14 protein-coding genes are annotated in these 20,768 nt (G+C 71.1%); 6 read left to right on the forward strand and 8 right to left on the reverse strand.

All coding sequences use genetic code 11. The features are described 5' to 3' along the window. Nucleotides 1-194 precede the first annotated feature (194 nt). Both AB0I82_RS10670 and AB0I82_RS10675 read left to right on the forward strand, forming a co-directional pair. Nucleotides 195-4,235, forward strand: a complete 4,041-nt coding sequence (locus AB0I82_RS10670; protein WP_363256929.1) for a HAMP domain-containing protein — start codon at nucleotides 195-197, stop codon at nucleotides 4,233-4,235. A gap of 24 nt (nucleotides 4,236-4,259) precedes the next feature. Further along, nucleotides 4,260-4,847: a response regulator gene (locus AB0I82_RS10675; RefSeq protein WP_363256783.1), complete on the forward strand. Its 588-nt coding sequence runs from the start codon at nucleotides 4,260-4,262 to the stop codon at nucleotides 4,845-4,847. A 62-nt stretch (nucleotides 4,848-4,909) separates the two neighbouring features. Here the strand turns inward: AB0I82_RS10675 and AB0I82_RS10680 are convergent, their stop codons facing one another. After that, on the reverse strand, nucleotides 4,910-6,799 hold the full coding sequence (locus AB0I82_RS10680) for an AMP-binding protein (RefSeq protein ID WP_363256784.1): 1,890 nt from the start codon (nucleotides 6,797-6,799) through the stop codon (nucleotides 4,910-4,912). Between the two features lie 327 nt (nucleotides 6,800-7,126). Then, complete coding sequence (lepA, locus tag AB0I82_RS10685) at nucleotides 7,127-8,992, reverse strand: translation elongation factor 4 (protein ID WP_363256785.1); 1,866 nt, start codon at nucleotides 8,990-8,992, stop codon at nucleotides 7,127-7,129. A 293-nt stretch (nucleotides 8,993-9,285) separates the two neighbouring features. On the opposite strand from lepA, the gene rpsT reads away from it, so the two are divergent. Then, nucleotides 9,286-9,552, forward strand: coding sequence for a 30S ribosomal protein S20 (rpsT, locus tag AB0I82_RS10690; RefSeq protein WP_085925657.1), 267 nt, complete (start codon nucleotides 9,286-9,288; stop codon nucleotides 9,550-9,552). A 665-nt stretch (nucleotides 9,553-10,217) separates the two neighbouring features. Then, nucleotides 10,218-11,042: a hypothetical protein gene (locus AB0I82_RS10695; protein WP_363256786.1), complete on the forward strand. Its 825-nt coding sequence runs from the start codon at nucleotides 10,218-10,220 to the stop codon at nucleotides 11,040-11,042. A 425-nt stretch (nucleotides 11,043-11,467) separates the two neighbouring features. Here AB0I82_RS10695 and holA read toward each other — a convergent pair whose 3' ends face one another. Next, the gene (holA, locus tag AB0I82_RS10700; protein WP_363256787.1) at nucleotides 11,468-12,457 is read right to left on the reverse strand and encodes a DNA polymerase III subunit delta; all 990 of its coding nucleotides are present in this window, start codon (nucleotides 12,455-12,457) and stop codon (nucleotides 11,468-11,470) included. Between the two features lie 73 nt (nucleotides 12,458-12,530). Between holA and AB0I82_RS10705 the strand changes: the two genes are divergently transcribed. Beyond that, nucleotides 12,531-12,782 (forward strand): hypothetical protein, encoded by a 252-nt coding sequence (locus AB0I82_RS10705; protein ID WP_363256788.1) that lies wholly within the window; start codon nucleotides 12,531-12,533, stop codon nucleotides 12,780-12,782. Nucleotides 12,783-12,849: 67 nt separating this feature from the next. Here AB0I82_RS10705 and AB0I82_RS10710 read toward each other — a convergent pair whose 3' ends face one another. Beyond that, complete coding sequence (locus AB0I82_RS10710; RefSeq protein ID WP_363256789.1) at nucleotides 12,850-13,632, reverse strand: arylamine N-acetyltransferase; 783 nt, start codon at nucleotides 13,630-13,632, stop codon at nucleotides 12,850-12,852. A gap of 188 nt (nucleotides 13,633-13,820) precedes the next feature. Beyond that, a complete protein-coding gene (locus AB0I82_RS10715) occupies nucleotides 13,821-14,306 on the reverse strand; it encodes an Rrf2 family transcriptional regulator (RefSeq protein WP_363256791.1) in 486 nt (161 codons plus the stop codon). A 189-nt stretch (nucleotides 14,307-14,495) separates the two neighbouring features. Here AB0I82_RS10715 and AB0I82_RS10720 point away from each other — a divergent pair, with 189 nt between their 5' ends. After that, nucleotides 14,496-16,013: a substrate-binding domain-containing protein gene (locus AB0I82_RS10720; RefSeq protein ID WP_363256793.1), complete on the forward strand. Its 1,518-nt coding sequence runs from the start codon at nucleotides 14,496-14,498 to the stop codon at nucleotides 16,011-16,013. Here AB0I82_RS10720 and AB0I82_RS10725 read toward each other — a convergent pair. From AB0I82_RS10725 to AB0I82_RS10735, 3 genes are all read right to left on the reverse strand, one after another. After that, the gene (locus AB0I82_RS10725) at nucleotides 15,943-18,777 is read right to left on the reverse strand and encodes a ComEC/Rec2 family competence protein (RefSeq protein ID WP_363256795.1); all 2,835 of its coding nucleotides are present in this window, start codon (nucleotides 18,775-18,777) and stop codon (nucleotides 15,943-15,945) included. The two genes, AB0I82_RS10720 and AB0I82_RS10725, sit on opposite strands and share 71 nt — an antisense overlap. Beyond that, a complete protein-coding gene (locus AB0I82_RS10730; RefSeq protein WP_363256796.1) occupies nucleotides 18,774-19,655 on the reverse strand; it encodes a ComEA family DNA-binding protein in 882 nt (293 codons plus the stop codon). Before AB0I82_RS10730 ends, AB0I82_RS10725 begins: the two co-directional genes overlap by 4 nt. Nucleotides 19,656-19,766: 111 nt before the next feature. Further along, nucleotides 19,767-20,612: a DegV family protein gene (locus AB0I82_RS10735; protein ID WP_363256797.1), complete on the reverse strand. Its 846-nt coding sequence runs from the start codon at nucleotides 20,610-20,612 to the stop codon at nucleotides 19,767-19,769. Nucleotides 20,613-20,768 lie beyond the last annotated feature (156 nt).

Consider the following 20,768-nt stretch of genomic DNA (forward strand, 5'->3'; position numbering starts at 1 on the left):
GAGCAGTTCCGCAATCGCGCCAAATGCGCCATCGCCAGAGTGACAGACTGAGCCCACCCATTCGCACCGAGTTACTGAAGTGGGTCACTATGTCGGTGGATTCCGCAGTGCCCCGCGATACGCGGGAGACGGAGAAGGGGACCGGCTGGGTGCGGGCGGCCGATCTCAAGCCGCTGCTGACCGCACTCGCCTCGATGTCCGCCGGCGACTTCCGCACGCGGCTCCCCGTGGCGTACGACGGCGTCCTCGCCGATCTGCACGGGGCCTTCAACGACATCGTCCTGCGGGCGCGGCACCACTCCGACGAGCTGGTACGGCTGCGCTCCGAGCTGATCCGGCAGGGCCGGCTGGACGAGCGGATGACGGCCAGCCCCGGCCAGGGCACGTGGACCTCCTCGGTGCTCGCGGCCAACGACATCATCGAGGCGCTGGTGGTCCCGGCGGCCCAGGCGACGCAGGTGCTGAACGCGGTGGCGGGCGGCGACCTGACCCAGCGCGTGGAGCTGCACGACGGGCACCGGAAGCTGCGCGGCGACCGCTGCGGGCTGGGCCGCGCGGTGAATTCGATGGTCGACCAGCTTTCGCTGTTCACGGGCGAGGTCACGCGGGTGGCCCGCGAGTCGGGCACCGAAGGGCGGCTCGGCGGCCGGGCCAAGGTGGCGGGGCTGTCCGGGAGTTGGCGGGACGTGACGGAGGCGGTCAATACGATGGCCGCCCGGCTGACCGCGCAGGTGCGGGACATCGCGGCGGTGACGACGGCGGTGGCGCGCGGCGACCTGACGCGTCAGGTGACGGTGGAGGCGACCGGCGAGCTGCTGGAGCTGAAGCTGACGGTCAACACGATGGTCGACCAGCTCTCGGCGTTCGCCGACGAGGTCACCCGCGTCGCGCGCGAAGTCGGTACGGAGGGACGGCTCGGCGGCCGGGCGCAGGTGCCGGGCGTCTCCGGGGTGTGGAAGGACCTCACCGACAACGTCAACTTCATGGCTTCGAACCTGACTTCGCAGGTACGGAACATCGCCCAGGTCACCACGGCGGTGGCCAACGGCGACCTCAGCCAGAAGATCACGGTCGACGCGCGCGGCGAGATCCTGGAGCTGAAGGAGACCGTGAACACGATGGTCGACCAGCTCTCGGCGTTCGCCGACGAGGTCACCCGGGTCGCGCGCGAGGTCGGTACGGACGGGCGGCTGGGCGGCCGGGCGCAGGTGCGCGGGGTGTCGGGGATGTGGAAGGACCTCACCGACAGCGTCAACTTCATGGCGGACAACCTCACCGCGCAGGTGCGCAACATCGCCCTCGTGGCGACCGCGGTGAAGGAGGGCGACCTCGGCAAGAAGATCACGGTCCAGGCCAAGGGCGAGATCCTGGAGCTGAAGACGACGATCAACACGATGGTCGACCAGCTCTCCGCGTTCGCCGACGAGGTCACCCGGGTCGCCCGCGAGGTCGGTACGGAGGGCAACCTCGGTGGTCAGGCCCAGGTCCGCGGCGTCTCCGGGGTCTGGAAGGACCTCACCGACAACGTCAACTTCATGGCCTCCAACCTCACCTCACAGGTCCGCAACATCGCCCAGGTCACCACCGCGGTCGCCGACGGCGACCTGTCGAAGAAGATCTCGGTGAACGCGCAGGGCGAGATCCTGGAGGTCAAGGAGACCGTCAACGGGATGGTCGACCAGCTGCGGGCGTTCGCCGACGAGGTGACCCGGGTGGCCCGTGAGGTCGGTACGGAGGGCGACCTGGGCGGCCGGGCCCAGGTGCGCGGCGCGTCGGGCGTCTGGAAGGACCTCACCGACAACGTCAACTTCATGGCGTCGAACCTCACGACGCAGGTGCGGAACATCGCCCTCGTCGCCACCGCCGTCGCCCAGGGCGACCTGTCGAAGAAGATCGACGTGGACGCGCGCGGCGAGATCCTGGAGCTGAAGACCACCCTCAACACCATGGTGGACACCCTCTCCTCGTTCGCCTCCGAGGTGACCCGGGTGGCCCGCGAGGTGGGCAGCGAGGGCCAGCTGGGCGGCCAGGCCCGCGTCGAGGGCGTCTACGGTACGTGGAAGTCCCTGACGACCAGCGTGAACGAGCTCGCGTCGAACCTCACCACACAGGTCCGGGCGATCGCCGAGGTGACCAGCGCGGTGGCCTCCGGCGACATGACGCGCAACGTCACGGTCGAGGCCCGCGGCGAGGTCGACGAGCTGAAGAACAACATCAACATGATGGTCTCCAACCTCCGCGAGACCACCCGCGCCAAGGACTGGCTGGACGCCAACCTCGCCCGGCTGGCGGGCCTGATGCAGGGCCACCGCGACCTGGTGGAGGTCGCCGACCTGATCCTGCGCGAGCTGACGCCGCTGGTGAACGCGCAGTACGGCGCGTTCTTCCTGGCCAGCGCCGAGACCGACGAGCTGCGCCTGGACTTCATCGCGGGGTACGGCTCCGCGCACGACGCCAGCATCGCCACCCCCGGCTCGCACGGCCATGGCCTGGTCCGCCAGTCGGCCGTGGAGAAGAAGCGCATCCTGGTGGAGGAGGTGCCGCCCGACTACATCAAGGTCGACTCCGGGCTCGGCGAGGCCGCCCCGAACACCGTCGTGATCATCCCCGTGCTCTTCGAGGACCGGATCCTCGGCGTGATCGAGCTGGCGTCCTTCTCCCGCTTCTCCGACGTCCACCTCGCCTTCTTCGACCAGTTCGTGAACACCATCGGCGTCGCCATCAACACCATCGTCGCCAACTCCCGTACGGAGTCACTGCTGAGCGAGTCCCAGCGGCTGGCCGGCCAGCTCCAGGAGCGCACGGGCGAGCTGCAGCGCCGCCAGGCCGAGCTGCAGCGCTCCAACGCCGCGCTGGAGGAGAAGGCCGCGCTGCTGGCCAGCTCCTCGCGGTACAAGACGGAGTTCCTCGCGAACATGTCGCACGAGCTGCGCAATCCGCTGAACTCCCTGCTGATCCTCGCCCAGATGCTCATCGACAACGAGCACGGCCACCTCAGCCGGCACGAGGTGGAGAGCGCGGCGATGATCCACCGCTCCGGCTCCGAACTCCTCCAGCTGATCAACGACATCCTCGACCTGTCCAAGATCGAAGCCGGCCGGATGGACGTCTTCCCGTCCCGGGTGCCGTTGATCAAGCTGCTCAACTACGTCCACGACACCTTCCGCCCGCTGACCCTGGACCGCGGCCTGGCCTTCGAGGTCTCGGTGAGCGACACGGTGCCCAAGGACCTGTACAGCGACGAGAAGCGGATCAAACAGGTGCTGCGGAATCTCCTCTCCAACGCCCTGAAGTTCACCCCCAAGGGCAAGATCGACCTGCGGGTGGACCGGGCGGACGACGAGACCGTCACCTTCACCGTCACCGACACCGGCATCGGCATCGCGGCCGAGAAACTGCCGGTCATCTTCGAGGCGTTCCAGCAGGCGGACGGCACGACCAACCGGAAGTACGGCGGTACGGGCCTCGGCCTGTCCATCAGCCGGGAGATCGCGGGCCTGCTCGGCGGCGCGCTCACGGCACAGAGCGAGCCCGGCAAGGGCTCCACCTTCGCCTTCCGCATCCCCGTCAGCTGTCACAGTACGGCGGAGCCCGCCGAGCAGCCGACCGACGACGACGCGGACACCGACGAGGACGCCGCCGCGGAGCTCACCCGCCCGGCGGTCCCCGCGCCCGCCGCCGCCCCCGAGGAGACCGCCTGGCCCGCCGTGTCCAATGTGGAGCGGTGGGCCAAGGGCGCCACCGGCGAACTGCTCTCGGGCGCCCAGGCCCTGGTCGTCGACGACGACATCCGCAACGCCTTCGCGCTGACGAACGTCCTCAGCCGGGTCGGTATGCGGGTGATCTACGCCGAGCACGGCCGGGAGGCCATCGAGATGCTCGGCAAGAACCCGGGCATCGACTTCGTCCTGATGGACATCATGATGCCGGAGATGGACGGGTACGAAACGATCCGTGCCATCCGCCGCACCCCCCGGTACGCCGATCTGCCGGTCGTCGTCCTGACGGCCAAGGCCATGCCGGGCGACCGCGAGAAATCCCTGGAGACCGGCGCCAACGAGTACCTTCCCAAACCACTGGACGTGGACCGGCTGTTGAACGTCGCCGTCGATCTGCTCTCCCAGTACCGCGCCTCCGCCCCCGCACCCGACGGCGGCGCCCCGGCCGGCCATGGACACGCGGACGACGCGGACGACGCGGATCACGGCGAGTCCGGCCGGGCCGGCAATTCGTAGGGCACACCAGTTCAGAGGCCACTCATGACCCACCTCACCAGCACCGACCGCGACGACCGGGCAGGAATTCTCCTCGTCGACGACATGGAGGAGAACCTCGCCGCGCTGGAAGCCGTCCTGCGCTCACTCGGTGAACCGCTCGTCCGCGCGCGGTCGGGCGAGGAAGCGATGAAGGCGCTGCTCCGCCAGGAATTCGCGGTCGTCCTGCTGGACATCCTGATGCCCGGCATGGACGGCTTCGAGACCGCGAGCAACATCAAACGGCTCGACCAGGCGAAACACATCCCGATCATCTTCCTGACCGGCACGGACGCCGACTCCGGCTATGCCTTCCGCGGCTATTCCACGGGCGCCGCGGACTATCTCACCAAGCCCTTCGACCCCTGGGTGCTGCGCGCCAAGGTCAAGGTCTTCCTGGAACTGCACCAGAAGAACCGCCAGTTGCGCCGGCTGCGGCAGCAGGACCGGGACCGCATCGACGAGCTGGCGGACCGTATCGCCCGCATGGAGCAGACGCTGGCGGCCGGCAACCACGCCGAGGCGGACGAACTGCGCGCCAGAATGGCCGCACTGGAAGAGACGGTACGAGCGCTGCGCCACGGCCGCGCCTGAAAGCCTGCCGGGCCGGGTCCGTACGGAGCACGTACGGCGGACGTACGGACCCGGCAGCGGCGTCAGGACTCGCGCGCCCCCGCGTACATGTCGTCCAGCAGGTCCTTGAAGGTCCGCTCGACGACCGGGCGCTTGACCTTCAGGCTGGGCGTGACCTCGCCGTGCTCGATGTCCAGGTCACGGGGCAGGATGCGGAACTTGCGGATCTGCTGCCAGCGCTGCAGGCCCTCGTTGACCCGCTCGACGTAGCCGTCGATCAGCGCGCGGACCTGCTCCGTGGCAACCACCGCGGCGTAGTCCTTGCCCGCCAGGCCGTGCTCCTTGGCCCAGGTCAGGATGGTCGGCTCGTCCAGCGCGATCAGCGCCGTGCAGAAGTTCCGGTTGGCACCGTGCACCAGGACGTTGGAGACGAACGGGCAGACCGCCTTGAACTGGCCCTCGACCTCGGCGGGCGCGATGTACTTGCCGCCCGAGGTCTTGATCAGGTCCTTCTTGCGGTCGGTGATCCGCAGATAGCCGTCCGCGGACAGCTCGCCGATGTCGCCGGTGTGGAACCAGCCGTCGGACTCCAGCACCTCGGCCGTCTTCTCCGGCAGCCCGTGGTAGCCCTGCATGATGCCGGGGCCGCGCAGCAGGATCTCGCCGTCCTCGGCGATGCGGACCTCCGTGCCGGGCAGCGGCTTGCCGACCGTGCCGGTGCGGTACGCCTCGCCGGGGTTCACGAAGCTGGCCGCACTGGACTCGGTCAGGCCGTAGCCCTCCAGGATGTGAATGCCGGCGCCGGCGAAGAAGTACCCGATCTCGGGGGCGAGCGCCGCCGAGCCGGAGACCGCGGCGCGCAGCCGCCCGCCGAACGCCTCGCGCAGCTTGGCGTACACCAGCTTGTCGGCGACCTGGTGCTTGGCGCCGAGCGCGAAGGGCACCGAGGCCGTGCCGGTCCGCCGGAAGTTGTCCTGGGAGACCTTGGCGTACTCCCGTGCCACCCCGGCCGCCCACTGGAAGATCTTGTACTTCGCCGCGCCGCCCTCGCGGGCCTTGGCCGCGACGCCGTTGTAGACCTTCTCGAAGATCCGCGGCACGGCGGCCATGTACGTCGGCCGCACGACCGGCAGATTCTCGATGATCTTGTCGACCCGGCCGTCCACGGCGATGACATGGCCCTGGGCGATCTGGCCGGCGGTGAGCACCTTGCCGAAGACATGCGCCAGCGGCAGCCAGAGGTACTGCACGTCGTCCTCGTTCACCAGCCCGGTGGCCTGGATCGCGCGGGCCATGTACGCCCAGCAGTCGTGCGGCAGCCGCACACCCTTGGGCCGGCCCGTGGTGCCGGAGGTGTAGATCAGCGTGGCCAGCTGGTCGGCGCGGAGCGCCGCGACCCGCTCCTTCACACAGCTGGGGTGCTTCTCCAGGTACGCGGCGCCGCGCTTCTCCAGCTCGGCGAGCGAGAGCACCCAGTCCTCGGGGTCGCCCTCGGCCGGTACGGCGTCCGCCTCCTCGATCACGATGACGTGCGCGAGGTCCGGCAGGTCGGCGCGGCACTCGCGCGCCTTGGCCAGCTGCCCGGCGTCCTCGGCGATCATGATGCGGCTGCCGGAGTCGGCGAGGATGTACGCCGTCTCGTCCGCGTTCGTGCTGGGGTACACGGTCGTGGTGGCCGCGCCCGAGCACAGCACGCCGAGGTCGGCGAGGATCCACTCCACCCGCGTACTGGAGGCCAGCGCCACCCGCTCCTCGGGGGCCACGCCCAGCTCGATGAGGCCCGCCGCGGTGGCGTACACCCGCTGTGCCGACTCCGCCCAGCTCAGCGACTTCCAGTCGTCCGGGCCCTGGCCCGAGGCGGGCGGCACTGGATAGCGGTACGCCTCCCCCTCAGGGGTTGCCGCAACCCGCTCCAGGAAGAGCGTCGCCACGGAAGGTGGCCGGTTCTCGATCAACGACTGGCTGTCCGTCACGTGTTCCTCCGGGGCCCGCTTCATTGCTGGTGACTCGCGAGTAACCTTCGAGCAGGGATCAGACTAGAGCGCGCCGCGCTCCCACGTAAGGGCCTGCAGCACACTCATTCACCTTGTGACCGATCGGTGTACGCGGGGCTCCGCCGCGTGTCCGCGCAAGGTCCTCACGCATGTCCTCAGAAGCCCGTCTTCCCCTGCGCGGGGCGCCCGAACCGCGGTACCGCGGCGCTCGTCCCGATATGCGAAGGGCGCCCGTCCCTCGCCGGGAACGGGCGCCCTTCACTGCTCAGCGGTGCGCCGACGGTGCGCGACGGTCACCGTCCGGCGTCACTTCTTGCCCTTGGAGTCACCATCGGAGTCCGAGGACAGGACCGCGATGAAGGCTTCCTGCGGAACCTCCACACTTCCCACCATCTTCATCCGCTTCTTGCCTTCCTTCTGCTTCTCCAGCAGCTTCCGCTTACGGGAGATGTCACCGCCGTAGCACTTGGCGAGGACGTCCTTGCGGATGGCGCGAATGGTCTCGCGGGCGATCACCCGGCTGCCGATGGCCGCCTGGACCGGCACCTCGAACGCCTGCCGCGGGATCAGCTCGCGCAGCTTGGAGACCAGCCGGACGCCGTACGCGTACGCCTTGTCCTTGTGGCAGATCGCGGAGAACGCGTCGACCTGGTCACCGTGCAGCAGGATGTCGACCTTCACCAGGTCGGCGATCTGCTCACCCGTGGGCTCGTAGTCCAGCGAGGCGTAACCCCGCGTCTTGGACTTCAGCTGGTCGAAGAAGTCGAAGACGACCTCGGCGAGCGGCAGCGTGTACCGGATCTCCACCCGGTCCTCGGAGAGGTAGTCCATGCCGAGCAGATTGCCGCGGCGGTTCTGGCACAGCTCCATGACCGCGCCGATGAAGTCGCTCGGCGTGAGGATCGTGGCCCGCACGACCGGCTCGCGCACCTCGGCGATCTTGCCGGTGGGGAATTCGCTGGGGTTGGTCACCTCGTGCTCGGTGCCGTCCTCCATGGTCACGCCGTAGATCACGTTAGGCGCGGTGGCAATCAGTTCCAGCCCGAATTCGCGCTCCAGCCGCTCCCGGATGACCTCCAGGTGCAGCAGGCCGAGGAAGCCCACACGGAAGCCGAATCCCAGCGCGGCCGAGGTCTCCGGCTCGTACACCAGCGCCGCGTCGTTCAGCTGCAGCTTGTCCAGCGCCTCGCGCAGCTCCGGGTAGTCCGAGCCGTCCAGCGGGTACAGGCCCGAGAAGACCATCGGCTTCGGGTCCTTGTAGCCGCCGAGCGGCTGGTCGGCGCCCTTGTTGAGCTGGGTGATCGTGTCACCCACCTTGGACTGCCGGACGTCCTTCACACCGGTGATCAGGTAACCCACCTCACCGACGGACAGGCCGTCGGCCGGGGTCATCTCCGGCGAGTTCGTCCCGATCTCCAGCAGCTCGTGCGCGGCGCCGGTGGACATCATCCGGATGCGCTCGCGCTTGCCGAGTGTGCCGTCGACGACCTTCACATACGTGACGACACCGCGGTACGCGTCGTACACCGAGTCGAAGATCATCGCGCGGGCCGGCGCGTCCTTCACGCCGACCGGCGGCGGCACGTCCCGTACGACCTTGTCCAGTAGCTCGTCCACGCCCACGCCGGTCTTCGCGGAGACCTTCAGCACGTCCTCGGGCTCGCAGCCGACAAGGTTCGCCAGCTCGGCGGCGAACTTCTCCGGCTGCGCGGCCGGCAGGTCGATCTTGTTGAGCACCGGGATGATCTGCAGATCGTGCTCCATCGCCAGGTAAAGATTGGCGAGCGTCTGCGCCTCGATGCCCTGAGCAGCATCAACAAGCAGAATGCAGCCCTCGCACGCCGCGAGCGACCGGGACACCTCATACGTGAAGTCGACGTGTCCCGGCGTGTCGATCATGTTCAGGATGTGGGTGTTGCCCGGCTCGCCGGTGGGGGCCCAGGGCAGGCGGACCGCCTGCGACTTGATCGTGATGCCCCGCTCGCGCTCGATGTCCATGCGGTCGAGGTACTGCGCGCGCATCTGCCTCTGCTCCACGACTCCCGTCAGCTGGAGCATCCGGTCGGCAAGCGTCGACTTGCCGTGGTCGATGTGCGCGATGATGCAAAAGTTACGGAGGAGAGCCGGGTCGGTACGGCTCGGCTCCGGCACGTTCGTAGGGGTCGCGGGCACGCAGAGGTCCATTCAGAGAACGCGGGTCGACGGGACTGGGGTATTCGTTCTCCCCATCGTCCCATGAGCCGCGGGTCCGGTCCGTACGGGAGGGGCCGGGGTGGGGGCGCCGACAGCTCCGGAGGGCCCGGCCGTGGGGCCGGTGCGGTCCGGTTTTGGGTGGCCGTTCCCCCTGCTGGTAGCCTGGTCCACCGTGTTTCGTGCGCTCTGGTGTACGCGACACGCAGAAAGCCCGGGACGGACGAGCTGCGGCTCGGCCCCCCGGAATCCAACGAACCTGAAAAGGCTCTTTCGTGGCGAACATCAAGTCCCAGATGAAGCGGATCAAGACCAACGAGAAGGCTCGTCAGCGCAACAAGGCTGTCAAGTCGACTCTGAAGACCGCGATCCGTCGCACCCGCGAGGCCGTGGAGGCCGGTGACCTGCAGAAGGCCGCCACCGCCCAGGCCGAGGCGGCCAAGAAGCTCGACAAGGCCGTCAGCAAGGGCGTCATCCACAAGAACGCCGCCGCCAACAAGAAGTCGGCGCTGGCGAAGAAGGTCGCGTCCCTCAAGGGCTGACCTTCTGACGCTCTGCGGAGCCTCTGACGCTTCGCGGAGAGTCTGACGCTTCGCTGAGACCTCGTGACTGAGGCCTCCGTGTCGACTGAGACCTCCGTGAAAGTCTCGCGGCCGCCGTCACGGGTCGTGATCGGTACGGACCTGATCCGTACGGTCGTGACGTGTACGGCAGTCATCACGCTTCACCGCCGGTGAGGGCCCAGCGGCCCCTCTCTCCGCTCCTCCCCGGCCCCCGCGCCGCACGCGGCCTGCGTTCGCCACGCGGGTGCGGCGCACCCAGCTCGATCCGAGGACCCCGCTTCCGCCCTTCCCCAGGGCGGGGGTGGGGTTTTTGGGTTGGTTGGGGGGTGGCTTGCTGGGGGTCTTCTGTTTGCTGCGGGGCTTTGGCTTGCTGCGGGGCTTTGGCTTGCTGCGGGCCCGGCTGAGCCTGGCCGAGTGGCGGTGGCTGTCCGCTTGAGCTGGGCGGTCGTGGCTGATTCCGGTCGGCTACGCTGCCGCTCATGTCCAACTCGGGGGAACAGCCCAATCCGTATGCACAGCAGCCACACCAGCCTCCGCAGGGGCCACCTCAGGGGCCACCGCCTCCGGGGCAGGTGCCGCAGGGCGGCATCCAGCCTCCGCCGCCGGCTCCGGCGGGGCCGCAACAGGGGAGCCCGTACGGGCAGGTGCCCCAGCAGAACACGTACGCCCAGCCCCAGCCACCGACCGGTTATGGCTACCCGGCGGCCGCGCCGCACGGCGCACCGCACGGCGCACCGGGGCCGACCATGCCGGGCACCGGCCCCGCCGGCTACGGCGGCGGTCCGGGCGGCCCCGGCGGAACCGGTGGCGGCAAGGGCGTGCCCTCCTGGCTGTGGGCCCTCGGCGGAGCCGTGATCGCCTCGGCCGTCTGGGCCGGCGTACTCGCCGCGACCGGCGGCCTCGGCGAACCCAGCCCCGACCTGCGCGGCTACCGCTACCAGTCCGACCTCTGCCGGTCGGTCTCGTGGGCCCCGTTCGAGGACGCGCGCTTCAAGATGGAGGACAGCAGCACCTCGGACAGCGCCGGCGAGAACCCCGAGTCCAGCGGCCACGAGGACCCCGCCCTGGACTCCATGTGGTGCAACGCCGACCTCGTCTCGGAGGACGCGGGCGACAACGACTACTCCTCCACCCTCGTCTACTCCAAGGCGTTCCTGCACAAGAAGACCGACCCGGCACCGGAGTTCGCGGCGCAGTACCGCTCGTACGAACAGCAGCAGTCCTCGACCGACTACAAGGTCGAGCCCGTACAGGGCCTCGGTGACGAGGCATACCTGGTGACCCGCCAGGAAACCGCCGACAGCAAGGGCTCGTACGTGGTCCTCGGCGTCCGCGACGGCTGGCTGACATACGAGACCACCTGGTCCAGCTACTCCAGCACCAACACCACCACCCACCCCGACGCCACCGAGATAGCCGACATGCTCCGCACCAGCGCAGAGGAAACACTGGGGCGGATGAAGGGCTGAGGCTGGCGGCTCACGGCGGAGCGGCTGACGGAGGAGCGGCTGGCAGCTCGCGGCGGAGCGGTTGGCGGAAGAGCGACTGGCGGCAGAGCGGTTGGCGGGCGCGCCGGCGCACCGGGGAGCCGGGCCGATGCCTCGGGCCCGGCGGACGCCACGGGTGACGGGCCGACGCGGCGGGGAGACCCGGCCGACGCTCCCGATGGCTCCTCGCTCCGAATGGCCCCGCCGACGCTGCGAGGTGGCCGGGGCGGCACGTCGAACAGCCGGGGACGCTTCGGGGACCCGGCTGGCGTCACGGGGTCGGGCCGGCACCTGGGAGACCCGGCCGACACCCCGGATGGCCCAGCCGACGCCACGGGTGGCCCCGCCTTCGGACCGCCCTGCCGACGCTCCGGGCAGCCCGGCCCTTCGGGCGCCCGCCCGAAGGGTCAGCCGCGGCGGGAGCGGGCCGCGCGGGCGATCGTGACGACCGCCTTCTCCAGCGCGTACTCCGGGTCGTCGCCGCCGCCCTTCACACCCGCGTCCGCCTCGGCGACCGCGCGCAGGGCCACCGCCACGCCATCCGCCGACCAGCCCCGCATCTGCTGCCGTACCCGGTCGATCTTCCACGGCGGCATTCCCAGCTCCCGCGCGAGATCGCCCGGCCGGGCCCCCCGCGGCGCGGAGGCGAGCTTGCCGATCGCGCGCACGCCCTGCGCCAGCGCACTCGTGATCATGACGGGCGCGACCCCGGTCGAGACCGCCCACCGCAGCGCCTCCAGCGCCTCGGCCGCGCGCCCCTCGACCGCCCGGTCGGCCACCGTGAAACTGGAAGCCTCCGCGCGACCGGTGTAGTACCGCGCGACCACCGCGTCATCGATCGTGCCCTCGACATCCGCCGCGAGCTGCGCGCACGCCGAGGCCAGCTCGCGCAGGTCGCTGCCGATGGCGTCCACCAGCGCCTGGCACGCCTCGGGCGTCGCCGACCGCCCCGCCGTCCGGAACTCCCCCCGCACGAACGACAGCCGGTCGGCCGGCTTGGTCATCTTCGGGCAGGCAACCTCCCGCGCCCCGACCTTTCGCGCGGCGTCCAGCAGCCCCTTGCCCTTCGCGCCGCCCGCGTGCAGCAGCACCAGCGTGATCTCCTCGGCCGGCGCCCCGAGATACGCCTTGACGTCCTTGACCGTGTCGGCCGACAGATCCTGCGCATTGCGCACGACCACGACCTTCCGCTCCGCGAACAGCGAAGGACTCGTCAGCTCCGCCAACGTCCCCGGCTGCAACTGATCGGGGGTGAGGTCACGCACGTCGGTGTCCGCGTCGGCGGCCCGCGCCGCCGCCACCACCTGCTGCACCGCACGGTCGAGCAACAGCTCTTCCTGCCCCACGGCGATCGTGACGGGGGCAAGCGGGTCGTCGTTTGCTGTCTTCCTGGCCATCGCGAACAGCATCCCACGCCCCACTGACACACCGGCCGCCACCTGCGGACGACCACTGTCGGAGAATGGCCGGGTGAGCGATGTTCGACATGTACTGGTACTGCCCGACCGGGACGCGGCCGAGGAAGTGGCCGAGGTGCTGACCGAGGAGTACGGCGTGACCCAGCAGCCGCAACTCGTACGGGACGCCCTGGCCGGCGAGGACGACGCCGAGGACGCCCAGTGGCTCGTCGTCCTGGAAGACCCGGACGCCACGTACGACCCGGCCACCCTCGACACCCTGGCCGCCGAACACGAAGGCTGGCTGGAACCGGCCCGCCCCTGAACCACCCCACAGCAGCCCCCGCCCCGGCCGGGCCTCAGCCGACCCCCGACTTCGGCCCCAGCCGGCCTCAGCCGACGGGCGGCGGCCCCGTCGGCGGTACCGGCGGTACCGGCGGTACCGGCGGTATCGGCCGTATCGGCGATGTCGGGACGCGGTCGAGGGTTATCCCGAAGTGCGCGCGGTAGGCAGCGCGTACCTCCGCCTCGGGTATCTCGCGCTCCGTCCGGCTCCCGTCGGGTGCGGTGATCACGAACGTCCGGCCGGAGAGCGTGATCCGGCCACCGTCATCGGTGAGCCGCGAGCAGACCAGCGACTGCGTGAAGTGCGACTTCGGCGACGTGGTCTGCCACCAGCAGCCCACCTCGAAGTCGGCGAGCGCCCGCGGCCGCAGTTCGAGGCGGTACTGCGGAGCCCCGTCCCGCAGTACGTCGAGATCGCCCTCGGCCGTCTCCACGACCCGGAAGACCCCGCCCGGCTCGGCCTGCTCCTCCGCCGTGTCCAGCCGCAGCGGATAGTGGCTGTGCCGCCCGAACCCGACATCGGCCAGCAGCGGCCCGCCGGGCATACGGACACGCACGGCCGCGTGGTCGTACGGGATGCCCAGCCGCCCGTCCTCTCCGTAGACCCGCCCGGACAGCAGCTCGGCGTCGTACCCGAGCGCGGTCAGCAGGAACGCGAACGCGCCGTTGAGTTCGTAGCAGAACCCACCACGACGGTCCCGTACGACCTTGTCCAGCAGTGCCTGCTCGGTGAGGACGATCTCCTCGCCGAGGTGCACGGAAAGGTTCTCGAACGGGACCGCACGCAGATGCTGAAGGTGCAGCCGCCGCAACGCCTCGGCATCGGGCACAGCGGGCCGCTCACCCCCGATCCGCCGTAGATAGGCGTCAACGACCTCGGCACCGACAACGCCCTCGGTCCCCGGCACCGCCCCGACAGCGGCCTCGGTGTCTGTAACGCCCTCGGCCCCAGCGGCGCCCCGTCGCTGTACACGGGGCCCAGCGACGGCCTCGGCGTCCCTGACGCCCTCCGTGTCCATCAGCCGCCCGTCCTCTCCGTCGCGAACCACCGACGCGTACGCTCCGCCGCTATCGCCGGGGCCGCGGCGAGTACGTCGGCGAGGGTCTGCGCGGCCAGCTCGCGGCGCCAGGCCAGTTCGGCGCGGCGCATGGCCGTGGCAATGCCGCACGGTCCCCGGAAGTCGCGCCCCGGCCCCTCGGCACCCGCGCCCTGCTGCCGGATCTCCGTACAGCGAAACGCCTCCTCCGGCCCCTCGATCGCGGCGACCACATCCATGAGCGTGATCGCCTCCGGTGGCCGGGCGAGCCGGAAACCACCGCGGGCGCCCGGCGTCGAGCTGAGGATTCCGGCCCGTACGAGCGCCTGGAGCCGCTTATTGAGGTACGCCGCCGGCAGGTCGAAGGAGGCGGCCAGCTTCGCCGTGGACACCGGCCGGTCGTCCCCGAGCCAGGCCAGCGTCACGCAGCAGTGCAGCCCCCACTCGACGCCTTCACCCATCCGCATAATCTGGAGTTTACAGATCCGGGTTCTCCCGGCCCTGACGGCTGTCCGCTGAACCTCTGGTGAAGGCTTGCCGAAGCGTGCTCGGCCACGGCGACGGCTCCCTAGATTGCGGGCATCCCCGTACTTGCCCTCAGCCCCACAGAGCGCAGCCCTCCCCTCTCCGATCTCCCCTGCGAGGTTGCCGTGGCCATGCCGGAAACCGAGACCATCCTGGCCCTGGCCGGACTCGCGGCCACCGCCGTGATCTGGGCCGTGGAGCGCTTCCTGCCCGGCCGCAAGCGCATCGGCTACCGCGTCCAGATGGACACCCCGATCGGCATGAACCCCCAGGACGCCCACAGCCTCGTGCAGTTGCGGCTCCTGAGACAGGAACAGGAGATCTCCGACGCCACGCTGGCCCTGCTGCGGATCGAGAACGACGGCAGCAAGGACATCGTGCGGCAGGACTACCAGGAACCGCTGACGGTGGAGTTCACCGGCCGTACGGTCATCGGCGTCGAGGTACCGGACGCCAACCCGACCGACCTGATCAGCATGCTCACCCGGCCCGGCGCCGGCCTGCGCTACAGCGGCAACCGCCTGCACATACCGAAGGTCCCGCTCAACACCCGCAACCACTTCAAGCTGCTGGTGCTGCTCACCGGAACGGACGAGGACACCGCGGGCCGCGGCCGGGCGCGGGCCGGTGGCGAGGTGCTCGTCGGCGGCTTCCTCAGCGGCGGCCGGATCCGCCGCAACACCCAGCGCTGGGGCCCGCGCAAGCCGAGCCTCGCCCTCGGCGGTCTCTTCATCGTCCTGGTCGGGCTGCTGGGCGGACTGCTGCTCAGTACCCCGTCGGCGCCCGCCCGCGCCGAGTGCGCCACCGGGCGGCTGACCATCGACGGATCCACCGCGTTCGCTCCCCCGATGCAGGAGATCGCCCGCCAGTATCAGGCGCGCTGCCCGGGTGCCGTGATCGACGTCGCCCGGAGCGGCAGCCTCTCCGGCCTCGCCAACCTGAACCGGGCCGGGCGCGCCACCCGCTCCGGCAGCCCGTCCTTCCTCGCCATGTCCGACGTCCCCGCCCCCTCGATCTACGGGCGGCTGCAGGGCGAGCGGGTCGGCGTCATCCTGCTCAGCCTGGTCGTCAACGAGCGCACCGGCGTCGACAACCTCACCCTCGACCAGGTGCGGAAGATCTATGACGGCACGTACACCAACTGGCAGGACGTGGGCGGCAACGACCTCGCCATCCACGTCGTAGGCCGCGACGCCGGCTCCGGGACCCGGCGGGCCTTCGAGACGACCGTGCTGCGCCGTTCGGAGCCGGGCGTGGTGTCTTCGTACGACTGCACCGGCAAGGACCGGGACGAGCGGGCCCGCGTCACCCGCTGCGAGGTGAGCAGCACCACCGCCCTGCTGGACGCGGTCGATCGCGTGGCGGGCGCGGTCGGTTACGCCGAGACCTACGCGGCGGCCAAGCGGCCGCACATCATCGCCATCCGGCTGAACGGGCACGAGCCCGACATCGAGTGGGGACAGCAACATGAATACCCCTTCTGGACCGTTGAGTTCCTGTACTCCTACGGGCATCCGGCGGGCGGTTCCCTCGCCGCGAAGTTCCTGACCTACCTGAACTCCGACACCGCGAAGAACGTCATGCGGATGTACAAACACGTGCCCTGCGCCGACGACCGGAGCCTGTCGGCCTCGGTATGCCGTCCCTGACACCCACCCGCCTGCGGCCCTTGCTGGTGGCGGCTGCGAGGCCGGTGGTGGCGCTGCCCGTCACGGCGATCGCGCCGTCGGTGTCCGTACGCAGCACCTTGGCGCCCTGTATGCGCAGCGCGGCGACGGTACTGGGGGCGGGATGTCCGTACGGGTTCCCGGCGCCTGTGCTGATCACGGCGAGCCGGGGCGCCAGCGCCCCCATGAGCGCCGGGTCCTGGTAGGCGGAGCCATGGTGGGCGACCTTGAGCACGTCGATCGCGCGCACGCCCGGATGTGCTGCCAGCAGGGCTTGCTGGGCGGGCGGTTCCAGATCCCCGAGGAGGAGGACGGTCAGCCCCGCGGTGCGTACGAGGAGAGTGACGCTGGCGTTGTTGGGCCCTTCGGGCATGAAGCCGACCGGGGGCCAGAGGACTTCCCAGGACACCGGCCCCGTTCGGCGTCGCTCACCCGGTGTCGCCCGGACCACCGGTACTTTGTGTCCGGCCGCCACCTTGCGTACGAACACCGCCTGGTCCGGCGGGTCCTCGCGAGTCGTGGTCTCCAGCGCGCCGACACTGCGGCCCCGGAGCGCGCCGGGAAGGCCGTCCACGTGATCGGCGTGAAAGTGCGTCAGGACGAGGAGCGGGATGCTGCGTACGCCCAGTTCCTGCAGGCAGCGGTCCATGGCACGCGGGTCGGGGCCGGTGTCCACGACCAGCGCGCTGCCCGGTCCGGTGGCTACGACGAGGCCGTCCCCCTGGCCGACGTCGCACACCGCCAGCCGCCAGCCGGGCGGCGGCCAGCCGGTCACGATCCGGGCCAGGGGCACGGGCCGGACGACGAGCACGACCAGGAGCAGCGCGCAGACGACGCACAACCAGCGGTACCGCAGCAGGACCCGGGCGACCGGCACCAGGGCGGCGATGGCCGCGGCCAGCAGCAGGCCCCCTTCCCAGCCACCGGGCCAGCCGAACTCGGCGCCGGGCAGCGCCGCTCCCGTGCGCGCGATGGCCGCGATCCACTCGGCCGGCCATCCCCCGCACCAGGCCAACGCGGCGGCGAGCGGCGGGAAAAGAGGCGCGGTGGCCAGGGCCGCGAACCCGAGCACCGTCGCGGGCGCCACGGCCAGCTCCGCGAGCAGGTTGCAGGGGATGGCCACCAGGCCGACACGGGCGGCGAGCACCGCGATGACCGGCGCACACACCGCCTGCGCGGCAGCGGCCGCGGCGATCACCTCGGCGAGCCGGGGCGGAACCCGCCGCCGCTGCAGGGCGGCGCTCCAGCGCGGTGCAAGAAGGAGCAGCGCGCCGGTGGCCAGTACGGAGAGCAGGAAGCCGTAACTCCGGGCCAGCCAGGGGTCGTAGAGGACCAGCAGCAGAACGGCGGCGGCGAGTGCGGGGAGCAGCGTACGGCGGCGCCCCGAACCGATGGCCAGCAGCGTGATCAGCCCGCAGGCGGCGGCGCGCAGCACGCTGGGGTCGGGGCGGCACACGACGACGAAGGCGATCGCCACCGCGCCCCCGATCACCGCCGTGGTCCGCAGCGACAGGCCCAGGCGCGGCGCAATGCCCCGGCGTTCGGCACGTACGGCGAGGTGCGGTGGGCCGATGAGCAGGACCAGCACGATGGTGAGGTTGCTGCCGGAGACGGCGAGCAGATGCGTCAGGTCGGTGGCCCGGAAGGCGTCGTCGAGCTCCGGCGTCAGGCGGGAGGTGTCACCGACGACGAGCCCGGGCAGCAGGGCGCGTGCGTCGGGCCGTAGGCCGTCGGACGCCTCGCGCAGCCCTCCCCGGAGGGAGCCCGCGAGCCGCTGGAGAGACGTGGGGCCACCGATGCGCTGCGGCGGCGAGTCGGCCACATCGGCCGCTACGCGCAGTACGGCGGCCACGCGGTCGGTGGGCGGCAGCGGGGGCGCGAGCCGCGCCTCGACTCGGATGCGCGTGGAAGGGAGCAGCGCCCGCCAGGGGCCGGTGGCGGCGCTGTCCGGGGCTTGCTCGGTCGACTGGCCGCGCTCTCGCCCATCGTGCCCGTCTTCCGACGGCGCCCCGAGGCCACCGGGCGGCCGGTCCTGCTGAGACCGGTGCTGGGGAACGATGACCAGGACGGGGGTGCGGAGGGTGGTCACCGTACCGTCCGGTGCGGTGATGCGGCGTACCTCCGCGGCGAACACGACGGCGGCCGGCATACGTTGCGCGCCACGCACCCGCTGCCGGGCGAGGTGCGGGTCCTCCGTCACCTCCAACTCGACGGTGGCCTGCGCGTACTGATGCGCCAGCCGCGGCACCGGGCCGCGCCGCAGATCCGCTCCCTGGAGCGCTGCCGAGACCGCACCGCCCACCGCGCAGAGCAGCACCGCGGCCGCCGCGACGAGGCTCCCCGCCTCCCATGCCGTACGCCGTCGACGCCACCCGCGGAGCAGACCGGTACGGCGATGCGGGCCAGGATCCGGGGAGGTGGCCGGCCCGGCCGCGTGGCGGCGTACGGCCCGGAGGACGGCGAGCCCGGCCAGTACGAGGGCAGCGGCGCAGAGCAGGAGCAGCGGGCCGACGGGGGCGTCCAGCGCCGGCGCCGCGGCTCCCCAGGCGGCGAGCGCCGGCGCAACCAACCGCAGATCGGCCGGTCCCTCCCCTTGCTGGGTCTGCGCCTGCGGGGCGCCAGCCCCTGCCGGCGGCGGCGAGGCGACCGGTGTCGGCTGTGCATCAGTCCGTTCTCCCCCGGCATCGTTCGTCGACTGCACGACAGCCGCGCCGTACGAGGAGGCCGGAGCGCTGGGGGTGGTCATGGCTGCACCAAGGGGCGCAGATCGGCGAAGCGTCGATCACCGATTCCGTTCACTTCCTGCAACTGGTCGACCGAGGCGAAGCCGCCGTGCTGGGTGCGGAAGTCGATGATGTGCTGGGCGAGGACGGGCCCCACGCCCGGGAGGGTGTCGAGCTGGTCGGCAGTGGCGGAGTTCAGGCTGACCGGACCGGCCGGGGCACCACCGGCCACGGCGGAGCCGCCCGAGACGCCTCCAGCAGCGCTACCCGATGCCGGGGGCGCGGCGGCCGGTGCGCCGACGACGACCTGCTCGCCGTCCGCCAGGAGGCGGGCCCGGTTCAGCGTGCGGGTGTTCGTCCCGGGCAGCGCCCCGCCCGCGGCACGCAGCGCGTCGGCGACGCGGGCACCCGGCGGAAGGCGATGGATGCCGGGGCGGCGCACCTTGCCCGCCACGTCCACGACGATGCGGCGGTCCGCGGCGCCGGACACCGCACCGGCCGCCGCGCCTGCCGTGTTTCCACCGGCCGCGGCACCGCTCGGACCGGCGAGCCCGGCCGGCCCCGCCTGCTCGGCCGCGGTCGGGTCGCTGCCCGGTGCGGCTGCCGAGGCGTGCTGTGCGGTCGGCGCCCGTACGGTCTGGGGCCGCGCGTTCCAGAAATGGTGGGCCGCGAAGGCCACGGCGATCAGCAGCACGACGGCGAGCGCGCCGAGCGCCTTCGGGTCCGTGCCGCACCGCAACTGGATCCAGAGCGGCAGTCGTTCCTGCAGCGCCACTCGCCAGCGCGCCGGCGGCAACGGGCCAGGGCGGCCCCATGCATCAGGTGGAGCAGGCGGAACGGGTGGGTCGGGCGGATCGGTCGGATCACGTGGGTGCGGGGAGTTGCGAGTTCGCGGAGTCATGTCGACGACGCTAGAGCGATTTCGCGAATCCCGTCGATCACCGTCAAATTCCGTGGATAACTGGCGAGTTGTGGATAACTCGGTCACCCGGACGAGGGAATCAGGGCGCCCCTACCGCGGCGACAGCACAACCCCCAGCAACCCGGGCCCCGTATGCGCGCCGATCACCGCGCCCACCTCGCTGACGTGCAGGTCCATCAGGCCCGGCACGCGGGCGCGGAGGCGGTCGGCCAGGGCGTCGGCGCGCTCGGTCGCCGCCAGGTGGTGCACCGCGACATCGACCGGGTCCGTGCCTGCCCGGTCCGCCACGATCTCTTCGAGGCGCGCGATGGCCTTGGACGCCGTACGAACCTTCTCCCGCAGTTCGATGCGTCCGTTGGCGAGTTGGAGCAGTGGCTTGACCGCGAGCGCGGAGCCCAGCAGGGCCTGTGCCGCGCCGATGCGGCCGCCGCGGCGCAGGTACTCCAGGGTGTCGACGTAGAAGTACGCGGAGGTGCCCTCGGCGCGCTTCTCGGCCGCGGCCACCGCCTCGTCGACGTCCCCGCCGGCCTGTGCGACCTCCGCGGCCGCGAGGGCGCAGAAGCCCAGTGCCATCGCGACCATGCCGGTGTCCACCACCCGCACGGGGACCGGCGCTTCCTTGGCGGCCAGTACGGCCGCGTCGTACGTCCCGGAGAACTCCGAGGAGAGATGGAGCGAGACGATGCCGTCGGCGCCCGCGGCCGCGACCTCGCGGTAGGTCTCGGCGAAGGTCTCGGGAGCGGGCCGTGAGGTGGTGACGTACTTGCGTTTCTGCAGCGCCTGGGCGACCGACCTGGCCGAGATCTCCGTTCCCTCTTCCAGGGCCTCGTCGCCGAGGACCACGGTCAGCGGCACCGCCGTGATGCCGTGGCGTTCCAGCGCCGCCCGCGGCAGGTAGGCCGTTGAATCGGTGACGATCGCGACATGGCGGGACATGACTGGGAGGTTATCCAGAGAACCCGGTGCCCGACAGTGCGGGCCCCGCCTCAAGATCTTCCCCGATCACCCGACGACGCGCCACAGTCGACTTTGCGCCGCCTGCGAGACCGGCCGCCGGCGATCCGGCAGGTCTCCGGCCCGCGGCCGACCGTA

The sequence above is a fragment of the Streptomyces sp. NPDC050315 genome (genome assembly GCF_040655775.1).
Taxonomy (GTDB): domain Bacteria; phylum Actinomycetota; class Actinomycetes; order Streptomycetales; family Streptomycetaceae; genus Streptomyces.

Coding starts and splice junctions, on each gene's coding strand:
- AB0I82_RS10675 (WP_363256783.1), top strand. CDS start 4,260: ATGACCCACCTCACCAGCACCGACCGCGACGACCGGGCAGGAATTCTC.
- AB0I82_RS10725 (WP_363256795.1), bottom strand. CDS start 18,777: ATGACCACCCCCAGCGCTCCGGCCTCCTCGTACGGCGCGGCTGTCGTG.
- AB0I82_RS10730 (WP_363256796.1), bottom strand. CDS start 19,655: ATGACTCCGCGAACTCGCAACTCCCCGCACCCACGTGATCCGACCGAT.
- AB0I82_RS10715 (WP_363256791.1), bottom strand. CDS start 14,306: ATGCGGATGGGTGAAGGCGTCGAGTGGGGGCTGCACTGCTGCGTGACG.
- AB0I82_RS10670 (WP_363256929.1), top strand. CDS start 195: ATGTCCGCCGGCGACTTCCGCACGCGGCTCCCCGTGGCGTACGACGGC.
- AB0I82_RS10720 (WP_363256793.1), top strand. CDS start 14,496: ATGCCGGAAACCGAGACCATCCTGGCCCTGGCCGGACTCGCGGCCACC.
- AB0I82_RS10735 (WP_363256797.1), bottom strand. CDS start 20,612: ATGTCCCGCCATGTCGCGATCGTCACCGATTCAACGGCCTACCTGCCG.
- holA (WP_363256787.1), bottom strand. CDS start 12,457: ATGGCCAGGAAGACAGCAAACGACGACCCGCTTGCCCCCGTCACGATC.